Source organism: Mycolicibacterium lacusdiani (assembly GCF_021916785.1).
Taxonomy (GTDB): domain Bacteria; phylum Actinomycetota; class Actinomycetes; order Mycobacteriales; family Mycobacteriaceae; genus Mycobacterium; species Mycobacterium lacusdiani.
The window spans coordinates 275,027-293,018 of the sequence record NZ_JAKCFC010000002.1; the positions used below are offsets into that span (position 1 = coordinate 275,027).

Annotated in this window: 17 protein-coding genes; 9 read left to right on the forward strand and 8 right to left on the reverse strand. The window is 68.5% G+C overall.

What is annotated here, in order from left to right; genetic code table 11:
- Positions 1-3: 3 nt before the first annotated feature.
- Genes hsaD through hsaB form a run of 3 tightly spaced genes read left to right on the forward strand, consistent with a single transcriptional unit; the run spans position 4 to position 2,446 of the window.
- Positions 4-945, forward strand: coding sequence for a 4,5:9,10-diseco-3-hydroxy-5,9,17-trioxoandrosta-1(10),2-diene-4-oate hydrolase (gene hsaD / locus LOK44_RS06280; protein ID WP_237569163.1), 942 nt, complete (start codon positions 4-6; stop codon positions 943-945).
- Positions 942-1,844, forward strand: coding sequence for an iron-dependent extradiol dioxygenase HsaC (hsaC, locus tag LOK44_RS06285; protein WP_237569164.1), 903 nt, complete (start codon positions 942-944; stop codon positions 1,842-1,844). Before hsaD ends, hsaC begins: the two co-directional genes overlap by 4 nt.
- Before the next feature lie 35 nt (positions 1,845-1,879).
- Positions 1,880-2,446, forward strand: a complete 567-nt coding sequence (gene hsaB / locus LOK44_RS06290; protein ID WP_237569165.1) for a 3-hydroxy-9,10-secoandrosta-1,3,5(10)-triene-9,17-dione monooxygenase reductase subunit — start codon at positions 1,880-1,882, stop codon at positions 2,444-2,446.
- A 7-nt stretch (positions 2,447-2,453) separates the two neighbouring features.
- Here hsaB and LOK44_RS06295 read toward each other — a convergent pair whose 3' ends face one another.
- Genes LOK44_RS06295 through LOK44_RS06305 form a run of 3 tightly spaced genes read right to left on the reverse strand, consistent with a single transcriptional unit; the run spans position 2,454 to position 4,979 of the window.
- Positions 2,454-3,227: an alpha/beta hydrolase gene (locus LOK44_RS06295; RefSeq protein WP_237569166.1), complete on the reverse strand. Its 774-nt coding sequence runs from the start codon at positions 3,225-3,227 to the stop codon at positions 2,454-2,456.
- Positions 3,228-3,268: 41 nt separating this feature from the next.
- Positions 3,269-4,042, reverse strand: coding sequence for an alpha/beta fold hydrolase (locus LOK44_RS06300; protein WP_237569167.1), 774 nt, complete (start codon positions 4,040-4,042; stop codon positions 3,269-3,271).
- Between the two features lie 31 nt (positions 4,043-4,073).
- Positions 4,074-4,979, reverse strand: coding sequence for a LysR family transcriptional regulator (locus LOK44_RS06305; RefSeq protein ID WP_237569168.1), 906 nt, complete (start codon positions 4,977-4,979; stop codon positions 4,074-4,076).
- Positions 4,980-5,087: 108 nt separating this feature from the next.
- Here LOK44_RS06305 and LOK44_RS06310 point away from each other — a divergent pair, with 108 nt between their 5' ends.
- The 3 genes from LOK44_RS06310 (at position 5,088) to LOK44_RS06320 (ending at position 9,711) form a co-directional block, all read left to right on the forward strand.
- The gene (locus LOK44_RS06310) at positions 5,088-6,437 is read left to right on the forward strand and encodes an MFS transporter (protein ID WP_249783076.1); all 1,350 of its coding nucleotides are present in this window, start codon (positions 5,088-5,090) and stop codon (positions 6,435-6,437) included.
- Entirely contained in the window at positions 6,437-7,183 is a 747-nt protein-coding gene (locus LOK44_RS06315; RefSeq protein ID WP_237569169.1) for a 3-hydroxybutyrate dehydrogenase, read from the forward strand. The genes LOK44_RS06310 and LOK44_RS06315 overlap by 1 nt, the downstream gene beginning before the upstream one ends.
- 215 nt (positions 7,184-7,398) lie before the next feature.
- Positions 7,399-9,711, forward strand: a complete 2,313-nt coding sequence (locus LOK44_RS06320) for a putative bifunctional diguanylate cyclase/phosphodiesterase (RefSeq protein WP_237569170.1) — start codon at positions 7,399-7,401, stop codon at positions 9,709-9,711.
- Here LOK44_RS06320 and LOK44_RS06325 read toward each other — a convergent pair.
- The 5 genes from LOK44_RS06325 to fadD3 form a co-directional block, all read right to left on the reverse strand.
- Positions 9,708-10,877, reverse strand: coding sequence for a pyridoxal phosphate-dependent aminotransferase (locus LOK44_RS06325; RefSeq protein ID WP_237569171.1), 1,170 nt, complete (start codon positions 10,875-10,877; stop codon positions 9,708-9,710). The genes LOK44_RS06320 and LOK44_RS06325 overlap by 4 nt on opposite strands.
- Positions 10,878-10,887: 10 nt before the next feature.
- Complete coding sequence (gene ipdE2 / locus LOK44_RS06330; protein ID WP_237569172.1) at positions 10,888-11,829, reverse strand: acyl-CoA dehydrogenase IpdE2; 942 nt, start codon at positions 11,827-11,829, stop codon at positions 10,888-10,890.
- Positions 11,826-12,788 carry an acyl-CoA dehydrogenase family protein gene (locus LOK44_RS06335; RefSeq protein ID WP_237569173.1) on the reverse strand — a complete coding sequence of 321 codons (963 nt, stop codon included), beginning with the start codon at positions 12,786-12,788 and terminating at the stop codon, positions 11,826-11,828. Before LOK44_RS06335 ends, ipdE2 begins: the two co-directional genes overlap by 4 nt.
- A gap of 73 nt (positions 12,789-12,861) precedes the next feature.
- Positions 12,862-13,995 carry an acyl-CoA dehydrogenase family protein gene (locus LOK44_RS06340; protein ID WP_237569174.1) on the reverse strand — a complete coding sequence of 378 codons (1,134 nt, stop codon included), beginning with the start codon at positions 13,993-13,995 and terminating at the stop codon, positions 12,862-12,864.
- Between the two features lie 7 nt (positions 13,996-14,002).
- The gene (gene fadD3, locus LOK44_RS06345) at positions 14,003-15,550 is read right to left on the reverse strand and encodes a 3-((3aS,4S,7aS)-7a-methyl-1,5-dioxo-octahydro-1H-inden-4-yl)propanoate--CoA ligase FadD3 (protein WP_237569175.1); all 1,548 of its coding nucleotides are present in this window, start codon (positions 15,548-15,550) and stop codon (positions 14,003-14,005) included.
- Positions 15,551-15,662: 112 nt separating this feature from the next.
- On the opposite strand from fadD3, the gene ipdE1 reads away from it, so the two are divergent.
- From ipdE1 to LOK44_RS06360, 3 genes are all read left to right on the forward strand, one after another.
- Positions 15,663-16,814, forward strand: a complete 1,152-nt coding sequence (gene ipdE1 / locus LOK44_RS06350) for an acyl-CoA dehydrogenase IpdE1 (RefSeq protein WP_237569176.1) — start codon at positions 15,663-15,665, stop codon at positions 16,812-16,814.
- A gap of 96 nt (positions 16,815-16,910) precedes the next feature.
- Positions 16,911-17,699 carry a (5R,7aS)-5-hydroxy-7a-methyl-1-oxo-2,3,5,6,7,7a-hexahydro-1H-indene-carboxyl-CoA reductase gene (gene ipdF / locus LOK44_RS06355; RefSeq protein ID WP_237569177.1) on the forward strand — a complete coding sequence of 263 codons (789 nt, stop codon included), beginning with the start codon at positions 16,911-16,913 and terminating at the stop codon, positions 17,697-17,699.
- 14 nt (positions 17,700-17,713) lie between these two features.
- Positions 17,714-17,977 carry a hypothetical protein gene (locus LOK44_RS06360; protein WP_237569178.1) on the forward strand — a complete coding sequence of 88 codons (264 nt, stop codon included), beginning with the start codon at positions 17,714-17,716 and terminating at the stop codon, positions 17,975-17,977.
- The last annotated feature ends 15 nt before the right edge of the window (positions 17,978-17,992 follow it).

Here is a 17,992-nt window from a genome sequence, read left to right on the forward strand (position 1 = left end):
TTCATGACGTCCTACATCCAAGAGACCGAGCAGCAGGTCGAGGTCACCTTCGAGTCGACGTCGCGCTACGCGCAGGTTCGTGTCGGGGCGAGCGAAGCGACGGGGGATGGCACCGGTGAGCGGGACATGCGCCTGCACTATCACGAAGCCGGCGTCGGGCATTCGGAGACGATCGTCCTGCTCCACGGCGGCGGTCCCGGCGCGTCGAGCTGGTCGAACTTCTCGAAGAACGTCGCGGTACTGGCGCGGCAGTTCCACGTGATCGCAGTCGATCAGCCCGGGTACGGGCATTCCGACAAGCTCACCGAGCACGAGCAGTACAACCGCTACAGCGCGAATGCGCTGCTGGGCCTGTTCGACCACCTCGGCATCGAACGTGCTGCGCTGGTGGGCAATTCGCTCGGTGGCGGCACGGCCGTGCGCTTCGCGCTGGACAACCCCAAGCGTGCCGGTCGGCTAGTGCTGATGGGCCCCGGCGGGCTGAGCGTGAACCTGTTCGCGCCCGATCCGACCGAGGGTGTCAAGCTCCTCGGCCGGTTCACGATGGACCCGACGCGCGAGAACATGGAGAAGTTCCTGCGCATCATGGTCTTCGATCAGAGCCTCATCACCGAGGAATTGATCGACGAGCGCTTCGAGATCGCCAGTCAGCCCGAGTCGCTCGCCGCCGCCAAGGCGATGGGCAAGTCATTCGCGGGCGCGGACTTCGAACTCGGCATGATGTGGCGCGAGGTGTACAAGCTGCGCCAGCCGGTCCTGCTGATCTGGGGCCGCGAAGACAGGGTGAACCCGCTCGACGGTGCCCTGGTGGCGCTCAAGCAGATTCCGCGCGTGCAACTGCACGTGTTCGGCCAGTGCGGCCACTGGGCGCAGCTGGAGAAGTTCGACGAATTCAACAAGCTGACCGCTGATTTCCTCACGGCAGGCAAGGGGGCAGGCAAATGAGCATCAGGTCACTCGGTTATCTGCGACTCGAGGCCACCGACATGGCGGCCTGGCGCGAGTACGGACTGAAGGTCCTCGGCATGGTGGAGGGGTCCGGTCCCACCGAAGAGGCGCTGTACCTGCGGATGGACGAGTTCCCCGCCCGCCTGGTCATCGTTCCCGGTGAGCGCGACCGCCTGCTGCAGTCCGGCTGGGAGACCTCCAATGCCGCTGCGCTGCAGGAGGTTCGCTCCGCACTCGACATCCACGGCACGCCGTACAAGGAGGCCACTGCCGCCGAACTCGCCGACCGCCGCGTCGACGAGATGATCATCTTCGACGACCCGTCGGGCAACACCCTCGAGGTGTTCCACGGCGTCGCACTCGAGCACCGCCGCGTCGTGAGCCCTTACGGCCACAAGTTCGTCACCGAGGAGCAGGGGCTCGGGCACGTCGTGCTTACCACGCGCGACGACGCCGAGACGCTGCACTTCTACCGCGACGTGCTCGGGTTCCACCTGCGCGACTCCATGCGTCTGCCACCCCAACTCGTCGGCCGCCCTGCCGACGGCGCGCCGGCGTGGCTGCGCTTCCTCGGCGTCAACCCGCGGCACCACAGCCTCGCGTTCATGCCGGGCGAGACGCCCAGCGGCATCGTGCACCTCATGGTCGAGGTCGAGAACGCCGACGACGTGGGTCTCTGCCTCGACCGTGCGCTGCGCCGCAAGGTGAAGATGTCGGCAACGCTCGGCCGCCACGTCAACGACAAGATGCTGTCGTTCTACATGAAGACCCCAGGTGGCTTCGACGTCGAATTCGGTTGCGAGGGACTCGAAGTGGAGGACGACACCAGCTGGGTGGCCCGCGAGAGCACCGCGGTCAGCCTGTGGGGTCATGACTTCAGCGTGGGCTTCAAGTAGTCCCCGATGAGCGCTTGCGCGAAGAGCAGTCGAAGATGAGTGACCCCGGTATCGACCCACGCACCTTTCGGCACGTGTTGGGGCAGTTCTGCACCGGCATCACGATCATCACGACTATCCACGAGGACGAGCCCGTCGGCTTCGCCTGTCAGTCGTTCGCGGCGCTGTCGCTCGACCCACCGCTCGTGCTGTTCTGCCCGACCAAGCAGTCGCGGTCCTGGCAGGCGATCGAGGCCAGCGGCAAGTTCTGCGTGAACGTGCTGCACGAGAAGCAGCAGCACGTGTCTGCGCGGTTCGGGTCGAGGGAGCCGGACAAGTTCGCCGGTATCGATTGGAGTCCATCGGAATTGGGGTCGCCGGTGATCGCCGACACCCTGGCGCACATCGACTGCACGGTGCACTCCGTGCACGACGGCGGCGATCACTTCGTGGTGTTCGGTGCGGTGCACTCGCTGTCGGAGGTGCCCAAGCGGAAACCGCGGCCGCTGCTGTTCTACCGGGGCGAGTACACGGGTATCGAGCCCGACAAGAACACGCCCGCGCACTGGCGTGACGATCTCGAGGCCTTCCTCACCACCACGACGTCGGACACCTGGCTCTAGACGCGAGTCACTGCCCGACGTGCTCGGTCACGAAGTCCGCGACCGCAGCGGCGACCTGCCGGTGCGCGACGTCGTTGAGGATGTCGTGTCTGCCGCCGGGGATCTCGTAGAGCGACAGCGGTTCGATCTGCTCGGCGTAGGCGCGCACCGCGCCGACGTCGGCGATGGGGTCGTCCTCGCCGTGCACCGCGAGCGTGGGCATCGACAGGGTCGGCAGGTCCTTGCCGAACCGGTCCCACGCCCGGTCGAGTTCGCGGGTCAATGAGCCGCTGTCGGCATCGACGAAGGCCAAGGGATCGTTCTCCATCGCGTCGAGGTAGAACTCGTCGGCCGACAGCCAAGCAGGCTCGATCACCAACGACGTGTCGACGTCCAGTAGCCCGGCCACGGGAATCAACGGCGCACCGGAGACGACGGCCGCGCGGTAGCGATCCGGAGTGCCGAGCACGCGGAACAGCGTCACGATCGCACCGAAGGAATGGCCTGCCGCGACGAGCGGCAGTCCGGGCGTGGTCTCTTCGGCGATCTCGGTGAGTTGATCGGCGAGCGCCGAGGAGGCCTCGATGGTGCCGAAGTCGCCGCGCTCGCCCGGGCTGAGCCCGTGGCCCAGTTGATCGACGGCCCAGACGTCGATGCCGCGGGCGTTGAGTGCGAACGCATACCGGTGGTAGAGCCCGGTGTGCTCGCCGAAGCCATGCAGGAACACCACCGCGGCGGACGGGTCCTCGGCGGCCCAGTGGCGGTAGTACGCGCGGGCGCCTTCGGTCTCCAGGAACGGCATGGTTCGACGGTAGGGCACAGGGACCCGCCGGCGCTCGGGGTTCAGCTGGTGGCATCGAGGATCAGACGCACCGTCTGATCGGGTTGGTCCCAGTGTGGAAAGTGTCCGCAGTCGTCGAACCAGTGCAGCGTGGCGTTCGGGTAGAGCTGCTGGGCGCGTGCGGCCTGGCTGGGGAACGTGACCCGGTCGTTGCGACCCCATCCGATGGTCACCGTCGCGCGGGTCGAACCGTTCTCGGCGCCTTGCTGTTTGGGTCCGTGGATCAGCTCTCGCACCGCGTCGTCGATGCTGGCGGACTTCGCGAAGCCACGAAGTTCCCGCAGGACCAGTTCAGCGGGCAACCGCCACGGCTTCGCCGAGAACTGCAAGAGCAGCGCCGTGCGGCCCGCACTGCGGCGGGTCAGCGTGGGCAGCAGGGGCTGGATGCGCTTCACCAGCGCGATCGACGGTGTGACCGTCGCGCCGAACACCCGCACCTGGGCGTCGGTCCAGAACCCACCGGGGTCGAGGGCCACGACGTTCCCTCGATGGCCCCGACGCGCCATCTCGAGGACCATGCGTGCGCCCATCGAACTGCCGACGACGTCGACCCCGTCCAGGCCCTGCTCGGAGATGAACTCCTCGACGGCATCGGTGAGCGTCGCGACACTCACCTCGCCATCGAGCGGCGGGCTGTCTCCGAATCCCGGGAGGTCGACGGCGTAAACGGTGCGTTCACGGGCCAGTCGAGGCACCACGAGGTCCCAGTTGTGCAGGTTGGAGATGCCGTGCACCAGGAGCAAGGGTTTGCCGGTACCGGTGGTCACGAAGTGCATGCGGGTGACTACCCGGCGAAACCGCCGCGAATCAGGGCGTGCCCGTGCCGAGGAGAACGTCTCGTAGCTCCCGCATGCGGTGTTCGATCGCGTCGACGACGGCGGCGACCTCGGGCCTGCGCAGGGTCTCGGATCGGGTGACGAGCCAGTAGGTGAGTCGCAGCGCGACGGCGTCGGGCAGCACCCGGACCAGGTCGTCGTGCCGGTCGGCCATGAAGCAGGGCAGCAGGCCGAGGCCCGCTGCCGCTCGGGTGGCCTCGACGTGGACGAAGACGTTGGTCGACGTGACCGACTCCCGCATCCCGGGTGCCACGGCGCGGGCAAGATCGAGGTCGTCGACCTGCAGCATCGAGTCGATGAAGTACACCAGGGGGTGGCCGGTCAGGTCGGTGCGCGACGCCGGCGTGCCGTGCCTGCCGAGGTAGTCCCGGGAACCGTAGAGACCGAGGCAGTAGTCGCCGAGGCGGATGGCCTTCGCCCGGTGCACCTGCGGTTCGCCGACCACCACCTCGACGTCGAGGCCGGAGCGCTGCTGCGTCGCACGGCGCGTGGTGGCGACGAGTTCCACCGCCACGTCCGGGTGGTCCCGCTGCACGTCGGCTGCCGCAGGCGCGGCGATGTAGGCGCTGAAGCCGTCGGTGGCCGACATCCGCACCACGCCGCTCAGCGGTCGTCCGCCGTCGGGATCGGTCGACAGGCCGCGCACCGCGGTCTCGACGGCCTCGGCCGCCGACAACGCGCTGCGCCCCATGTCGGTCAGTTCCCACCCGCCAGCCACACGCACCAGCAGCCGACCGCCGAGCGACTGCTCCAGCGTGGCGATGCGCCGCGAGATCGTCGTGTGGTTCATGCCGAGTTCGTCGGCTGCGGTGACGTACCGGCCGGAACGTGCGACCGCCAGCAGAACGAGTAGGTCGTCCGCGCTCGGCGTCGTCATGTCTGCATTTTCGCAGATACATGCTGCGATTCTGCCCATTGCACTGCATCAGTTCCTGCAGGAATACTCATGGGCGATGTGTGCCGCGTCACAACGGAAGGTGGTCTCATGAGCAGCCCGATAACGACCGGTCTGAAGCGGGTGGTCGTGGCCTCGATGGCCGGCACCGTCGTGGAGTGGTACGAGTTCTTCCTCTACGGCACTGCGGCGACGCTGGTGTTCAACAAGATCTTCTTCTCAGAGACGACCAGCGAACTCAACGCGATCTTCCTGGCCTTCGCGACCTACGCCGTCGGCTTCGTCGCGCGTCCCGTCGGCGGTGTGGTGTTCGGCCACTACGGCGACAAGTTCGGCCGCAAGAAGCTCCTGCAGTTCAGCCTGTTGCTGGTAGGCGCCGCCACGTTCCTGATGGGCTGCCTGCCGACGTTCGGGCAGATCGGGTATTGGGCGCCCGGGCTTCTGGTCTTGCTGCGATTCATCCAGGGCTTTGCGGTCGGCGGGGAGTGGGGCGGTGCGGTCCTGCTGGTCGCCGAGCACAGCCCCGACCGCCAACGCGGATTCTGGGCCAGCTGGCCGCAGGCCGGCGTCCCGGTCGGCAACCTGCTCGCGACCATCGTGCTCCTCGCCCTCACCGGCACGCTGTCCGACGAGGCCTTTCTGTCCTGGGGCTGGCGCGTCGCGTTCTGGTTATCCGCCGTGGTGGTCCTGGTCGGCTACTACATCCGCACCAAGGTCACCGATGCCCCGATCTTCGTTGCGGCGCAAGAGGAAGCGGAGCGGATCAAGGCCACGTCGTTCAGCGTCGTCGAGGTGCTCAAGCGCTACCCGCGTGGCGTCTTCACCGCGATGGGCCTGCGGTTCGGCGAGAACATCATGTACTACCTGGTGGTCACGTTCTCGATCACGTATCTGAAGGTGCAGGTGGGTGCCGACACCAGCTCCATCCTCTGGTACCTGCTCGTCGCGCACGCGGTGCACTTCGCCGTCGTGCCCCTGGTCGGACACCTGGCCGACCGGTTCGGCCGCAAGCCCGTCTACACGTTCGGCGCGGTTCTCGGCGCGTCGTGGGGCTTCTTCGCCTTCCCGATGATGAACAGTGGCAACTACGCCGTCGTCACGGCCGCGGTCACCATCGGACTGATGATCCACGCGTTCATGTACGCGCCTCAGCCCGCGATCATGGCGGAGATGTTCCCCACCCGGATGCGCTATTCCGGTGTCTCGCTTGGCTATCAGGTGACGTCGATCGTGGCGGGCTCGCTGGCGCCGCTGATCGCCGTCAAGCTGCTGGACGTCTTCGACTCGTCGGTGCCGATCGCGATCTACCTGGCGCTGGCGTGTGGCATCACCTTGATCGCGGTGTTCTTCACCCGTGAGACCAACGGTCTCGACCTCGAGTCGCTCGACGTCGCCGACGCCGAGGATCTGGCGGCGGAGCGCCGCAGGGCTGCCGTCTGATGCCGGACCTGAACGGCCGTTCTGCGCTGGTGACCGGAGGCGCAAGCGGCATCGGCGCGGCGTGCGCGCGGGAACTCGCGAAGCGCGGCGCAACGGTCACGGTGGCCGACGTCGACGAGGAGGCAGCGGGCACGGTTGCCGCCGAGATCGGTGGAACCGCCTGGGGCGTCGACCTTCTCGACGTGGGAGCGCTCGAATCCCTGCGGCTCGAGGTCGACGTGCTGGTGAACAACGCAGGCGTGCAGACCGTCGCACCCATCACCGAGTTCGACCCGGCGCGCTTCCGCAGCATGCAGGCGCTGATGGTCGAGGCGCCGTTCCTGCTGATCCGCGCGGCGCTTCCGCACATGTACGAGCGTGGCTTCGGCCGGATCGTCAACGTTTCCTCGGTGCACGGGTTGCGGGCGTCGCAGTTCAAGGTCGCCTACGTCACCGCCAAGCACGCGCTCGAGGGGCTGTCGAAGGTGACCGCGCTCGAGGGCGGGGCCCACGGCGTGACCAGCAATTGCGTCAACCCGGGTTACGTGCGCACCCCGCTGGTGTCCAAGCAGATCGCCGACCAGGCCCGCACCCACGGCATCACCGAGGACGAGGTGCTCGATCAGGTGCTGCTCACCGAGAGTGCGATCAAGCGCCTCGTCGAGCCGGAGGAGGTCGCGTCGCTGGTCGCGTGGCTGAGTTCGCCGACCGCAGGCATGGTGACCGGTGCCTCCTACTCCATGGACGGCGGGTGGAGCGCCAGCTAGCGCTCGTTAACACAGCGAATCGCGGCCGCCCGAGCATCGGCGGCTCGTCATCGGCGTCGCCGGGCGATTGTGACGGTTCAGACAATCGTGGGTGGCTGCGACTGCCGACGGACTTTGCGTGCGATCATGATGCTGGCAAACTCGACGCAGTCGCGGCCCGGATCCGACCGGGTGCCGAATTCGACCAGTTCAGAAGCGAGCTGAGGTGAGCGCGGATGCAGTCATACCCGTCGGCGTCGATGCCCCGTAGAGCCCGCCTCGTCCTGGCCGCGCTGCTGCTCGGCGTCGTCGGCTACGGCGCGACGACCCTGCCGGGCAGTGCCACCTCCGCTTCCTCGGCCCTCGGTCACTGGCTCTACCCGTCGCTCATGTTCGGCGCAGCGGCCATGGTCGCCACCCGCGCGTGGTCTCGGCGCGAGGAACGATGGGCGTGGTCGCTGATCGCCGCCGGAATGCTCATACCAGCGGTCCGCAACTTCCTGTATCCGGCGTTCGGGGCGCTGAACGAACTTCGCCCGCTGTGGCTGTGCTTCTATCCGCTGCTGTTCGCGGGACTGCTATTGCTGCTGCGGGCCCGCCTGACACGGCTGCCGGTCGCGCTCTGGCTGGACGCGTTGATCGCGGGTTCCGCCGTGGGCGCTGTCGCTGCGGTCGCGTTCGGCCCCTATGGCGCCGCCACCAGTGCGGCACCGCTGACCGTGGTGCTGGCGCTTGCCTTTCCGGTGGGTGACGTACTGCTCCTCTCGGTGGCCGCGTGCGCGCTGTCCGCACTGGGCTGGCGCACCGACCGCCGATGGGCACTGTTGCTCGCCGGCTTCGTCCTGTACGCCGGCGCCGACGTCCTGTTCATGTTCGCCGTCGCCGACGGCTCGTACTCGCGCGGCACGTGGTTCGACGCGCTGCGTCCCGCGGCCGCGCTGCTCCTGGCCGTGGCGAGCTGGTCGGGATCCGGTCGGAGCCTGCCGCACCGGTCGACCGGGCTGCGCACCAACGGCGTGCCTCAGCTCGTTGGAACCGCCACTCTCGTCGGGTTGCTGGTGCTCGGCAACGGAGCGGATCTACCCCGATTCGCGGTGGCGCTGGCCGTACTCGGGCTCATCGCCGTCACCGCCCGCTTCGCGCTGTCGTTCCGGGAGGTCAGCAGGCTCGCGGAGAGCCACGTGCACGCCACGACCGACGACCTCACGCGGCTGCCGAATCGTCGGGCCATGTCCACGGCGCTCACCGCGGCGTCGTTCGAGTACGCGGACAACGCGCGGACGAACGGCTCACCTGCCGGGCCCGGGCTGCTGCTGCTCGACCTCGATGGGTTCAAGGGGATCAACGACTCCCTCGGGCATCACGTCGGGGACGAGCTGCTCTGCCAGGTCGCCGAGCGGCTCGCGCGGTCGGTTGCACCCGAGCACCTGCTGGCTCGAGTCGGCGGCGACGAGTTCGCGGTGCTGCTGGCGCCGGGCATCGATCCGGCCACCGCCGAGGCGGTCGCCGCGCGGATCGTCGAGGCCCTCGGTGAGCCGTTCGATCTGAAGGGCATCACCGTCAACGTCGAGGCGAGCGTGGGAATCGCGCTGTGCCCGCAGCACTGCCGCCAGCCCGACGACCTCCTCCAGTGCGCCGACATCGCCATGTACCTCGCCAAGGGCTCCCCGGTCCGGATCGCCATGTACGACACCGTCGGAGACGCCCACCTCGTCGACGAGCGGCAGGCCGTCGAGGAGCTACGGACCGCGATGGCGACCGGCCAGCTGGTGTGTCACTACCAGCCCAAGATCCGCGCCGACGACGGCCGACTGCACAGCGTCGAGGCGTTGGTGCGCTGGCAGCACCCCGTGCGCGGACTGCTGATGCCCAATCAGTTCCTGCACCACGCCGAACGCGGCGGTCTGATGCGGCCCCTGGCGACCACCGTGCTCAACGTGGCGCTTCGGCAGGCGCGTACGTGGCGCGAGCACGGCCTCGACATGACCGTCGCGGTGAACCTGTCCGTCACCAATCTGCTCGACGTCGACCTCGTCGATCACATCGGCGACCTGCTGCGCACCCACGACATGCCCGCCGCCTCGCTGATCCTCGAGATCACCGAGGGCGTTCTGACCTCCGACGGCACGCGCTCGCGCAGCGTGGTCAGGGCTCTGCAGGACCTCGGGATCAAGTTGTCGATCGACGACTTCGGCACGGGGTGGTCGTCACTGGCGCGGCTGCAGGAGATGACGGTGGACGAACTCAAACTCGACGGCGTCTTCGTCGCCCAGGTCACCGAGGACTTCCGATCCATCGCGATCGTGCGCTCGACGGTGGCGCTCGCCCACAGCCTCGGCGCGGCACTGGTCGCCGAGGGCGTCGAGGACTCCGAGACGCTGAATGCGTTGCGCGCCTACGGCTGTGACGTCACGCAGGGCTACGTGCACTGCCCGCCGCTGCCGGCAGACGAGTTCGACCGCTGGCTCAGCGTGGCCGACGGCGAGAGGCCGTTCGACGATCGCGACCCCCGGTCAGTCGAATCCGCGCTCGAGTCGAACCCCGGCTAGGTCGCGTTCGCGAGCCACGGACCCATCCGGCGTAGCGCCTCGGACATCTCGTCGGCCGCGCCCGCGAACGACAACCGGACGTAGGCGCCGCCGTGGACGGTGTCGAAGTCGATGCCGGGTGCGATGGCAACGCCGGTGTCCGCCAACAACTTCGCGCAGAAGGCCAGCGAGTCCGTCGAGTACTCGGAGACGTCGGCGTAGACGTAGAACGCCCCGTCGGCGGGCGCGAGGCGGGACAGCCCGATCTCGGGCAGCCCGCGCAGCAGCAGGTCGCGGTTGACGGTGTAGTCGTCGACCAGCGCGTCGGCCTCGGTGATGGACGCGGCGTCGAACGCGGCGACGGCTGCCTGCTGCGGCAGCGTCGGCGGACAGATCGAGAAGTTGCCGGTGAGGCGGTCGACCGCCCGCAGCAGGGGCCGCGGCACCAGGAGCCAGCCGAGCCGCCATCCGGTCATCGCGAAGTACTTCGAGAAGCTGTTCACCACGATCGCGTCGCGGGAGGTCTCCCACGCGCAACTCGTCTGCGGCGCACCGGGATACACCAGACCGTGGTAGATCTCGTCGCTGACCAGCCGCACTCCGGACTGCTCGCACCACGAGGCGATCGCGGCCAATTCCTCCGGGGGGAGCACGGTGCCGGTGGGATTCGCCGGGCTGGCGATGATCACCCCCTTGATCGGCGGGGTGATCGCGTCGAGCATCTCGACGGTCGGCTGGAAGCGGGTGTCCGGGCCGCACGGCACCTCGACGACTTCGCAGCCCAGCGCGGAGAGGATGTTGCGGTAGCACGGGTAGCCCGGACTGGTCACCGCCACCCGGTCGCCGACGTCGAAGCAGGCCAGGAACGCCAGCAGGAAGCCGCCCGTCGAACCGGTCGTGACGACGACCTCGTCGGGCCCGACGTCGACGCCGTAGCGGGTGGCGTACGACGCGGCGATGCCTTCGCGCAGTTCGGGTATGCCCATCGCCACCGTGTAGCCGAGGTTGTCCTCGGCCAGGGCGCGAGCGGCCGCGGCACGGATGGGCGTGGGCGCCTTGGCGCTCGGCTGACCGGCCGACAGATTCACCAGGTCGCCGTGGGACCGCTGTCGTTCGGCGGCGGCGAGCCACACGTCCATCACGTAGAACGGCGGGATGCCGGCGCGCAGCGCGACGTGGGGGTTCACCCCGTTCAGGCTAGAGCACCTCGGCTTCGAGGCGGCGCAGATGCTCTCGCGGCGGTCCGAGCAGCTGGGCGCTGCCGTGCGCGCGCTTGAAGTACAGCTGGATGTCGTGCTCCCACGTGATCGCGATCCCGCCGTGCATCTGCACGGCCTCGGCCGCGACCGCGTCGAACGCCTCGGTGGCGCAGAAGCGGGCCAGCGCCGCGGATGTCGGGGACGGGTTGGCGATGGCGTCGTCGATCACCGCGTGGGCCGACTGCACCTTTACGTACATGTCGGCCATCCGGTGCTTGAGTGCCTGGAAGCTGCCGATCGGCCTGCCGAATTGAACCCGGTCCTTGGTGTAGGTGACCGTCAGGTCCAAACAGCGGCTCGCAGCGCCGATCTGCTCGGCGGCGAGCAGGATCGCAGCCAGATCGGCGATACCGGGGTCCTGGCCGATCGGCTGGGTGTCACGCACTTCGACACGGGCCAGCCGTCGGGTCGGGTCCATCGTCGTCAGCGCGTGCGACTCGAACGACGTCGCACGGGTCAGCTGGTCCCCATCCACGACGATGATCACGTCGGCCACGTCGCCGTTGAGCACGTAGTCGGCGTCGAACGCGACGCTGCCGATCGAGGTGCCCTCGGCGAGCGCAGCGATCGTCTCCTCGTCCGGGTCGGCGGCCGACAGCAGGGCCAGTTCGGCGAGCGTGGTCGCCAGCAGCGGCGTCGGCACCAAATTGCGGCCGAGCGCCTCGATCACCGCGGCGGCGTCACCGAACTCGCCACCCGCACCTCCGAGTCCCTCGGGGACGACGAGTGCGGCGGCTCCCACCTGCTCGCACAGCAGCGTCCACAGGTTCTCGTCGTAGCCGCGCTCGGACTCCATCGCCGCGCGGACGTCCGCCGGCCCGGCGTGCTTCTCGACCAGCGCGGTCACGGTGTCGCGCAGCAATTCACGTTCTTCGCTCACGAGCGGGTCAACTCCCTCAGTACGCGGTTGCGGTGCCATGTCGCATCGCCCCATGCCGACCGCAGCGCCTGTACCCGCAGCAGCAGCAGCGACAGGTCGTGCTCCTGCGTGAAGCCGATCGCGCCGTGGGTCTGCAGCGAGGCGCGTGCCGCCAGCAGTGCGGCGTCGGCTGCCGCGGCCTTGGCGGCGCTCACGTCACGCGCGGTATTCGGCGAGCCGTCGGCCAGTGCCAGAGCCGCGCCGTAGACGAGCGGTCGGGCCATCTCGACCGCGATGTGCACGTCGGCGAGCTTGTGCTTGATGGCCTGGTACGAGCCGATCACCCGACCGAATTGGGTGCGCTGCTTGGCATATGCGACCGACCCGTCGAGCATCGCCTGACCCGCGCCGACCAGCTGGGCCGCAGTGATCAGCGCGCCGAACTCGAATGCCCGGGCGGTGTCGGCCTGCCACGGCGCGCCGTCGGCCGCCACGTCGAACAGGGTGCGGGAGGGGTCGACGGAGGCATGCGCCTCGCCTGCCGTGCCGTCACGGACCTCGCCGTCGCCCGCCAGCAGGATCAGGCCGGCGCCGTCGGCGTCGACGGCCCGCGGTGCGTGCGGCGGCAGCGCCACGGTGACGACCAATTCGCCCGCGGCCAAGGCCGCCGAGCGGTCGTCGTCGGCGAGCAATACCGGTGCCACGGCGATCGATTCGGCCACCGGTCCGGGCACGCCCCAGTACCCGAGGCGTTCGGCGGCGACCACGAGGTCCACCGGATGCGCCTCGATGCCGTCGAACTTCTCGGGGACGGCCAGCGCCGTCACGCCGAGTTCGGCCAGCGTAGACCACACCTTGCGTCCGGGATCATGGTCACCCGCGGACCACGCGCGCACGGCCGCGGGCACGTTGGCCGCACCCAGTGCGGCGTCGATGCTGGCCGCGAAGTCGCGCTGCTGATCGTCGATCTCGAAGTTCACTTCTCGACTCCCGCTCGTTCCGGTCCTCGCTCGTGCCTCGCTGCGATCCTCGCTCGCGATCGTCTTCGGGTGTTCACTTCTTCGGCTCCCTGGGCAGGCCCAGCAGGCGCTCGGCGATGATGTTGCGCTGAATCTCATTGGTACCGGCGTAAATCGGTCCGCCGAGCGCGAACAGCAATCCCTCGGTCCACTCGTCGGCCAGTTCGGCGTCGGCGCCACGCAGGTCGAGTGCGGTCTGGTGCAGTGCCACGTCGAGGTCAGACCAGAACACCTTCGTCACCGACGACTCGGCGCCGAGTTCGCCGCCGGCCTCCAGGCGGGTGACCGTCCCGAACGTGTGCAGGCGGTAGGCCTGGGCCTTGATCCAGGCGTCGGCAACGCGTTCGGCGTACGCCGGGTCCGCGTTCTCCTGCCATAGTTCAACCAGCCGCTCGGCCGGGGCGAAGAACCGCGCGGGGCTGCGCAGTGACATGCCGCGCTCGTTGCTCGACGTGCTCATCGCGGCGCGCCACCCGTCGTTGGGCTCGCCGATGACGTCCTCGTCGGGTACGAAGACGTCGTCGAGGAAGACCTCGCCAAAACCGGTGTCGCCACCGAGTTGCGCGATGGGGCGGACGGTGACGCCATCGGCCTTCAGATCGAACATGAAGTAGGTCAGGCCCTTGTGGCGCTGCGCCTCCGGGTCCGAGCGGAACAGGCCGAACGCCCGGTCGCCGAACGGTGCGCGCGAACTCCAGATCTTCTGGCCGTTGAGCTTCCAGCCACCGTCGGTGCGGGTCGCGGTCGACCGCAGCGAGGCCAGATCGCTGCCGGACTCCGGCTCCGACCACGCCTGGGCCCAGATCTCCTCGCCACTGGCCATCTTCGGCAGGATGCGGGCGCGTTGCTCCTCGGTCCCGTGGGCGAACAACGTCGGGGCCAGCATGCCGGTGCCGTTGGCGCTGGCACGGCCGGGCGCGCCGGCGCGGAAGTACTCCTCCTCGAACACGACCCACTGCAGCAGCGTGGCGTCGCGGCCGCCGAACTCCTTCGGCCATGCGATCACCGACAGGCCGGCGTCGAAGAGCACCTTGTCCCATGCCCGGTGCTGTTCGAAGCCCTCGGCGGTGTCGTAGGACTTGGTGGGGAAGTGCGACCGGTTGGCCGCGAGGAAGTCCCGGACCTCCGCGCGGAAGGCCTCGGTCTCGTCGTCGAGATGCAGGTCCATGTCGGTTCTATCCAGCCGTCTCTCGCAGTTGGGGTTTGACCACCTTGCCGCCGGGATTGCGCGGCAGGGCGTCGAGGAAGGTGACCGTGCGCGGCGCCTTGAAGTTGGCGAGATGCGCACGGGCGTGGGCGATCACGTCGGCCTCGGTGAGGTCGAAGCCGGGCTTGGCGACGACGAAGGCCTTGCCGACCTCGCCGAGGCGTTCGTCGGGCACGCCGATCACGGCCGACTCGGCGACGCCGTCGAGTCGGGCCAGTACCTGTTCGATCTCGGCGGGGTAGACGTTGAACCCGCCGCAGATGTACATGTCCTTGAGCCGGTCGGTGATCCGCAGGTTGCCCGCCGCGTCGACGCTGCCGATGTCACCGGTGTGCAGCCAGCCGTCGGCGTCGATGGTCGCGGCGGTGGCCTCGGGGTCGTCGAGGTACCCGAGCATCACGTTGGGGCCGCGCAGCAGTACCTCGCCGGTGTCGGAGTCGCCGTCGATGCGCAGTTCGAAGTCCGCGATCGGGCGGCCGCTGGTGGTCGCCACGGTGACGGCGTCGTCGTCGGCACGGCACATGGTGCCGAAACCGCTTGCCTCCGTGAGTCCGTATGCGGTCAGGACGACGTCGATGTCGAGTTCGGTCTGCATCCGCTCGATGAGCACGACGGGGATGGTGGCCGCGCCCGTGACGGCGAACCGCAGCGACGACAGGTCGTACTGGTCGCGACGGGGGTGGTCGAGCAGCGTCTGGTAGATGGTCGGAGGGCCGGGCAGGACGGTGATGCCGTGGTCGGCGACGGCCTGCATCGCCAGCTCGGGGTCGAACGTCAGCTGGGGGATCAGCGTGGCCCCGGTCTGCAGGCACGTCAGGATGCCAGCCTTGTATCCAAAGTTGTGGAAGAACGGGTTGATGCAGAGGTAGCGGTCGGCGTCGGTGAGCTGACCGCAGGCGGCCCACGCCGCGGGTGCCTCGAGGGACTGCCGGTGCGCGCACAGCACGCCCTTGCTGCGACCGGTGGTGCCGGAGGTGAACAGGATGTCGGCGACGTCGTCGGGGACGACTGTGGCGGCCCTGGCGTCGGCGGCGTCCAGATTGGTGCCGCGGGCGACGAACTCGTCCCAGGACCCGTCCGCGTCGTCCTCGATGGGCACGCGCACGATGTGACGCAACGCGGGCAGAGCCGCCCGGTCGAGGTCGCCGACTCGATCCGTGCCGAGGAACCGGCCCATGCCGATCAGCAGCGGGGCCTGCGTGCGGGCGAGGATGTCGGTGGCCTCGCTTGCCGTGTACCGGGTGTTGAGCGGCACGACGATGGCGCCGGCGTAGGTGGTGGCGAGGCTGGCGACGACCCAGTGCCAGGTGTTCGGCGACCAGATGCCGACCCGGTCGCCGGCCTCGACGCCCAGGTCGATCATGGCGGCCGCGGCTCGTCTGACCTCGGTCCGGAGCTGGGCGTAGGTGATCCGACGGTCCTCGGTGACGAGCGCGTCGTGGTCGGCGAATTCCGCGGCGGCCCAATCGAGCATCGCGGGGATGGTCCTCGGCCGCTCGCTCTGGGGCGTCTTCATCGAAGCTCCTCTGGATCTGATCGCCCGGCTCCTCACGGCCGTTCCGCAGGCTCCACGACCGTCATCGTCGACCGGGCACCAAAGCAAGTGCTTGGTAGGTTAGCCTACAAGCATGTTGGAAGTCGAGGCGTTCAGGACCGAGGTCCGGGAGTGGCTCGCCGACAACCTGGTCGGCGAATACGCAGCTCTCAAGGGTCTTGGGGGACCAGGTCGCGAGCACGAGGCCTTCGAGGAACGGCTGGCCTGGAACCAGCATCTCGCGAAGGCCGGTCTGACGTGTTTGGGCTGGCCGGAGAAGCACGGCGGGCGGGGGCTGACGGTCGCCCACCGCGTCGCGTTCTACGAGGAGTACGCCAAGGCCGATGCCCCCGACAAGGTCAACCACCTCGGCGAGGAACTCGTCGGCCCGACGCTGATCGCGTACGGCACGCCCGAGCAGCAGCAGCGCTTCCTGCCCAAGATCCTCGACGTCACGGAGCTGTGGTCGCAGGGGTACTCGGAGCCCGGCGCGGGCAGCGATCTGGCGAACGTGTCCACGTCGGCCGAACTGCGTGGCGACTCCTGGATCATCAACGGCCAGAAGGTGTGGACGTCGTTGGCGCACTGGGCGCAGTGGTGCTTCGTCATCGCCCGGTCGGAGAAGGGTTCGAAGCGGCACGCGGGGCTCGCCTATCTGCTGGTCCCACTGGACCAGCCCGGCGTGCAGATCCGTCCGATCATCCAGCTCACCGGTGACTCGGAGTTCAACGAGGTCTTCTTCGACGACGCCCGCACCGATGCCGACCTGGTCGTGGGGGAGCCCGGGGACGGTTGGCGGGTCGCAATGGGCACGCTCACCTTCGAGCGCGGGGTGTCGACACTCGGGCAGCAGATCCGCTACAAGCGCGAGCACGCAGGCATCGTCGAGATGGCCAAGCGGACCGGCGCGATCGACGATCCGGTGATCCGCGAGCGGCTGACCCGGTCGTGGGCCGGCCTGCAGACCATGCGGTCGTATGCGCTCAAGACGATGGACGTGGAACAGGCGGGGCAGGACTCTGTATCGAAGTTGTTGTGGGCCAACTGGCATCGCGAGCTCGGCGAGATCGCCATGGACGTCCAGGGCATGGCGGGACTGACGCTCGACGACGGCGAGTTCGACGAGTGGCAGCGACTGTTCCTGTTCTCCCGCTCCGACACCATCTACGGCGGGTCCAACGAGATTCAGCGCAACATCATCGCCGAGCGGGTGCTCGGTCTACCGCGAGAGGCGAAGGGCGGCTGATGAGCGCTTGCGCGAAGAGGAGAGAGCACTGATGAGCGCTTGCGCGAAGAGGAGAGGGCGGCTGATGAGCGCTTGCGCGAAGAGGAGAAGGCACTGATGGATCTGTCAGCCGCACCAAAGGAGATCGACGGGCACGGCCTGTTGGCGGGCAAGGTCGTCTTGATCACTGCTGCCGCGGGCACCGGCATCGGGTCGACGACGGCTCGACGCGCGCTGCTCGAGGGCGCCGACGTCGTCGTATCGGATTACCACGAGCGTCGACTGGGCGAGACCCGCGACGAGCTGGCTGCGCTCGGCCTCGGTCGCGTCGAGTCCGTCGTGTGCGACGTGACGTCGACCGAGGCGGTCGACGCGTTGATCGCTCAGACGGTGGCCGCCGCAGGCCGCTTGGACGTGCTGGTCAACAACGCGGGCCTGGGTGGGCAGACACCCGTCATCGACATGACCGACGACGAGTGGGACCGCGTCCTCAACGTCACGCTGACGTCGGTGATGCGCGCGACGCGGGCAGCGCTGCGCTACTTCCGCGACGTGGACCACGGCGGCGTGATCGTCAACAATGCGAGCGTATTGGGTTGGCGTGCACAGCATTCGCAGTCGCACTACGCCGCCGCGAAGGCCGGGGTGATGGCGCTGACCCGCTGCAGTGCGATCGAAGCCGTCGAGCACGGCGTGCGCATCAACGCGGTCTCGCCGAGTATCGCCCGGCACAAGTTCCTGGAGAAGACCAGTTCGTCGGAGCTGCTCGACCAGCTGTCGTCCGACGAGGCGTTCGGCAGGGCCGCCGAGCCCTGGGAGATCGCGACCACCATCGCGTTCCTTGCCAGCGACTACTCCAGCTACCTGACCGGCGAGGTCATCTCGGTGTCGAGCCAGCGCGCCTGACTACTCTTGGCCGGGTGAAGCGAACGGCGGCGGCAGCAGCGTGTCTCGTCGTACTCGTCGCGGGCTGCTCGGGTGCCAGCAACTCCGGCGGCAAGACCACCTGCGCGGACTTCCTCGCGATGCGCACGGACGATCAGGACGCGACCGTCGCCAAGCTGCTCAAGGAACGCAACGGCAGGAACTCGGCGATCGGCGAGATCGTCGCCAAGCGCGACTCGTTAGTCGAATCGTGTGGTGCAGACGATCGCGCGGACGCGGAGATCGGCGGGCTCGGCTGACCCAGTTCGGCCCTC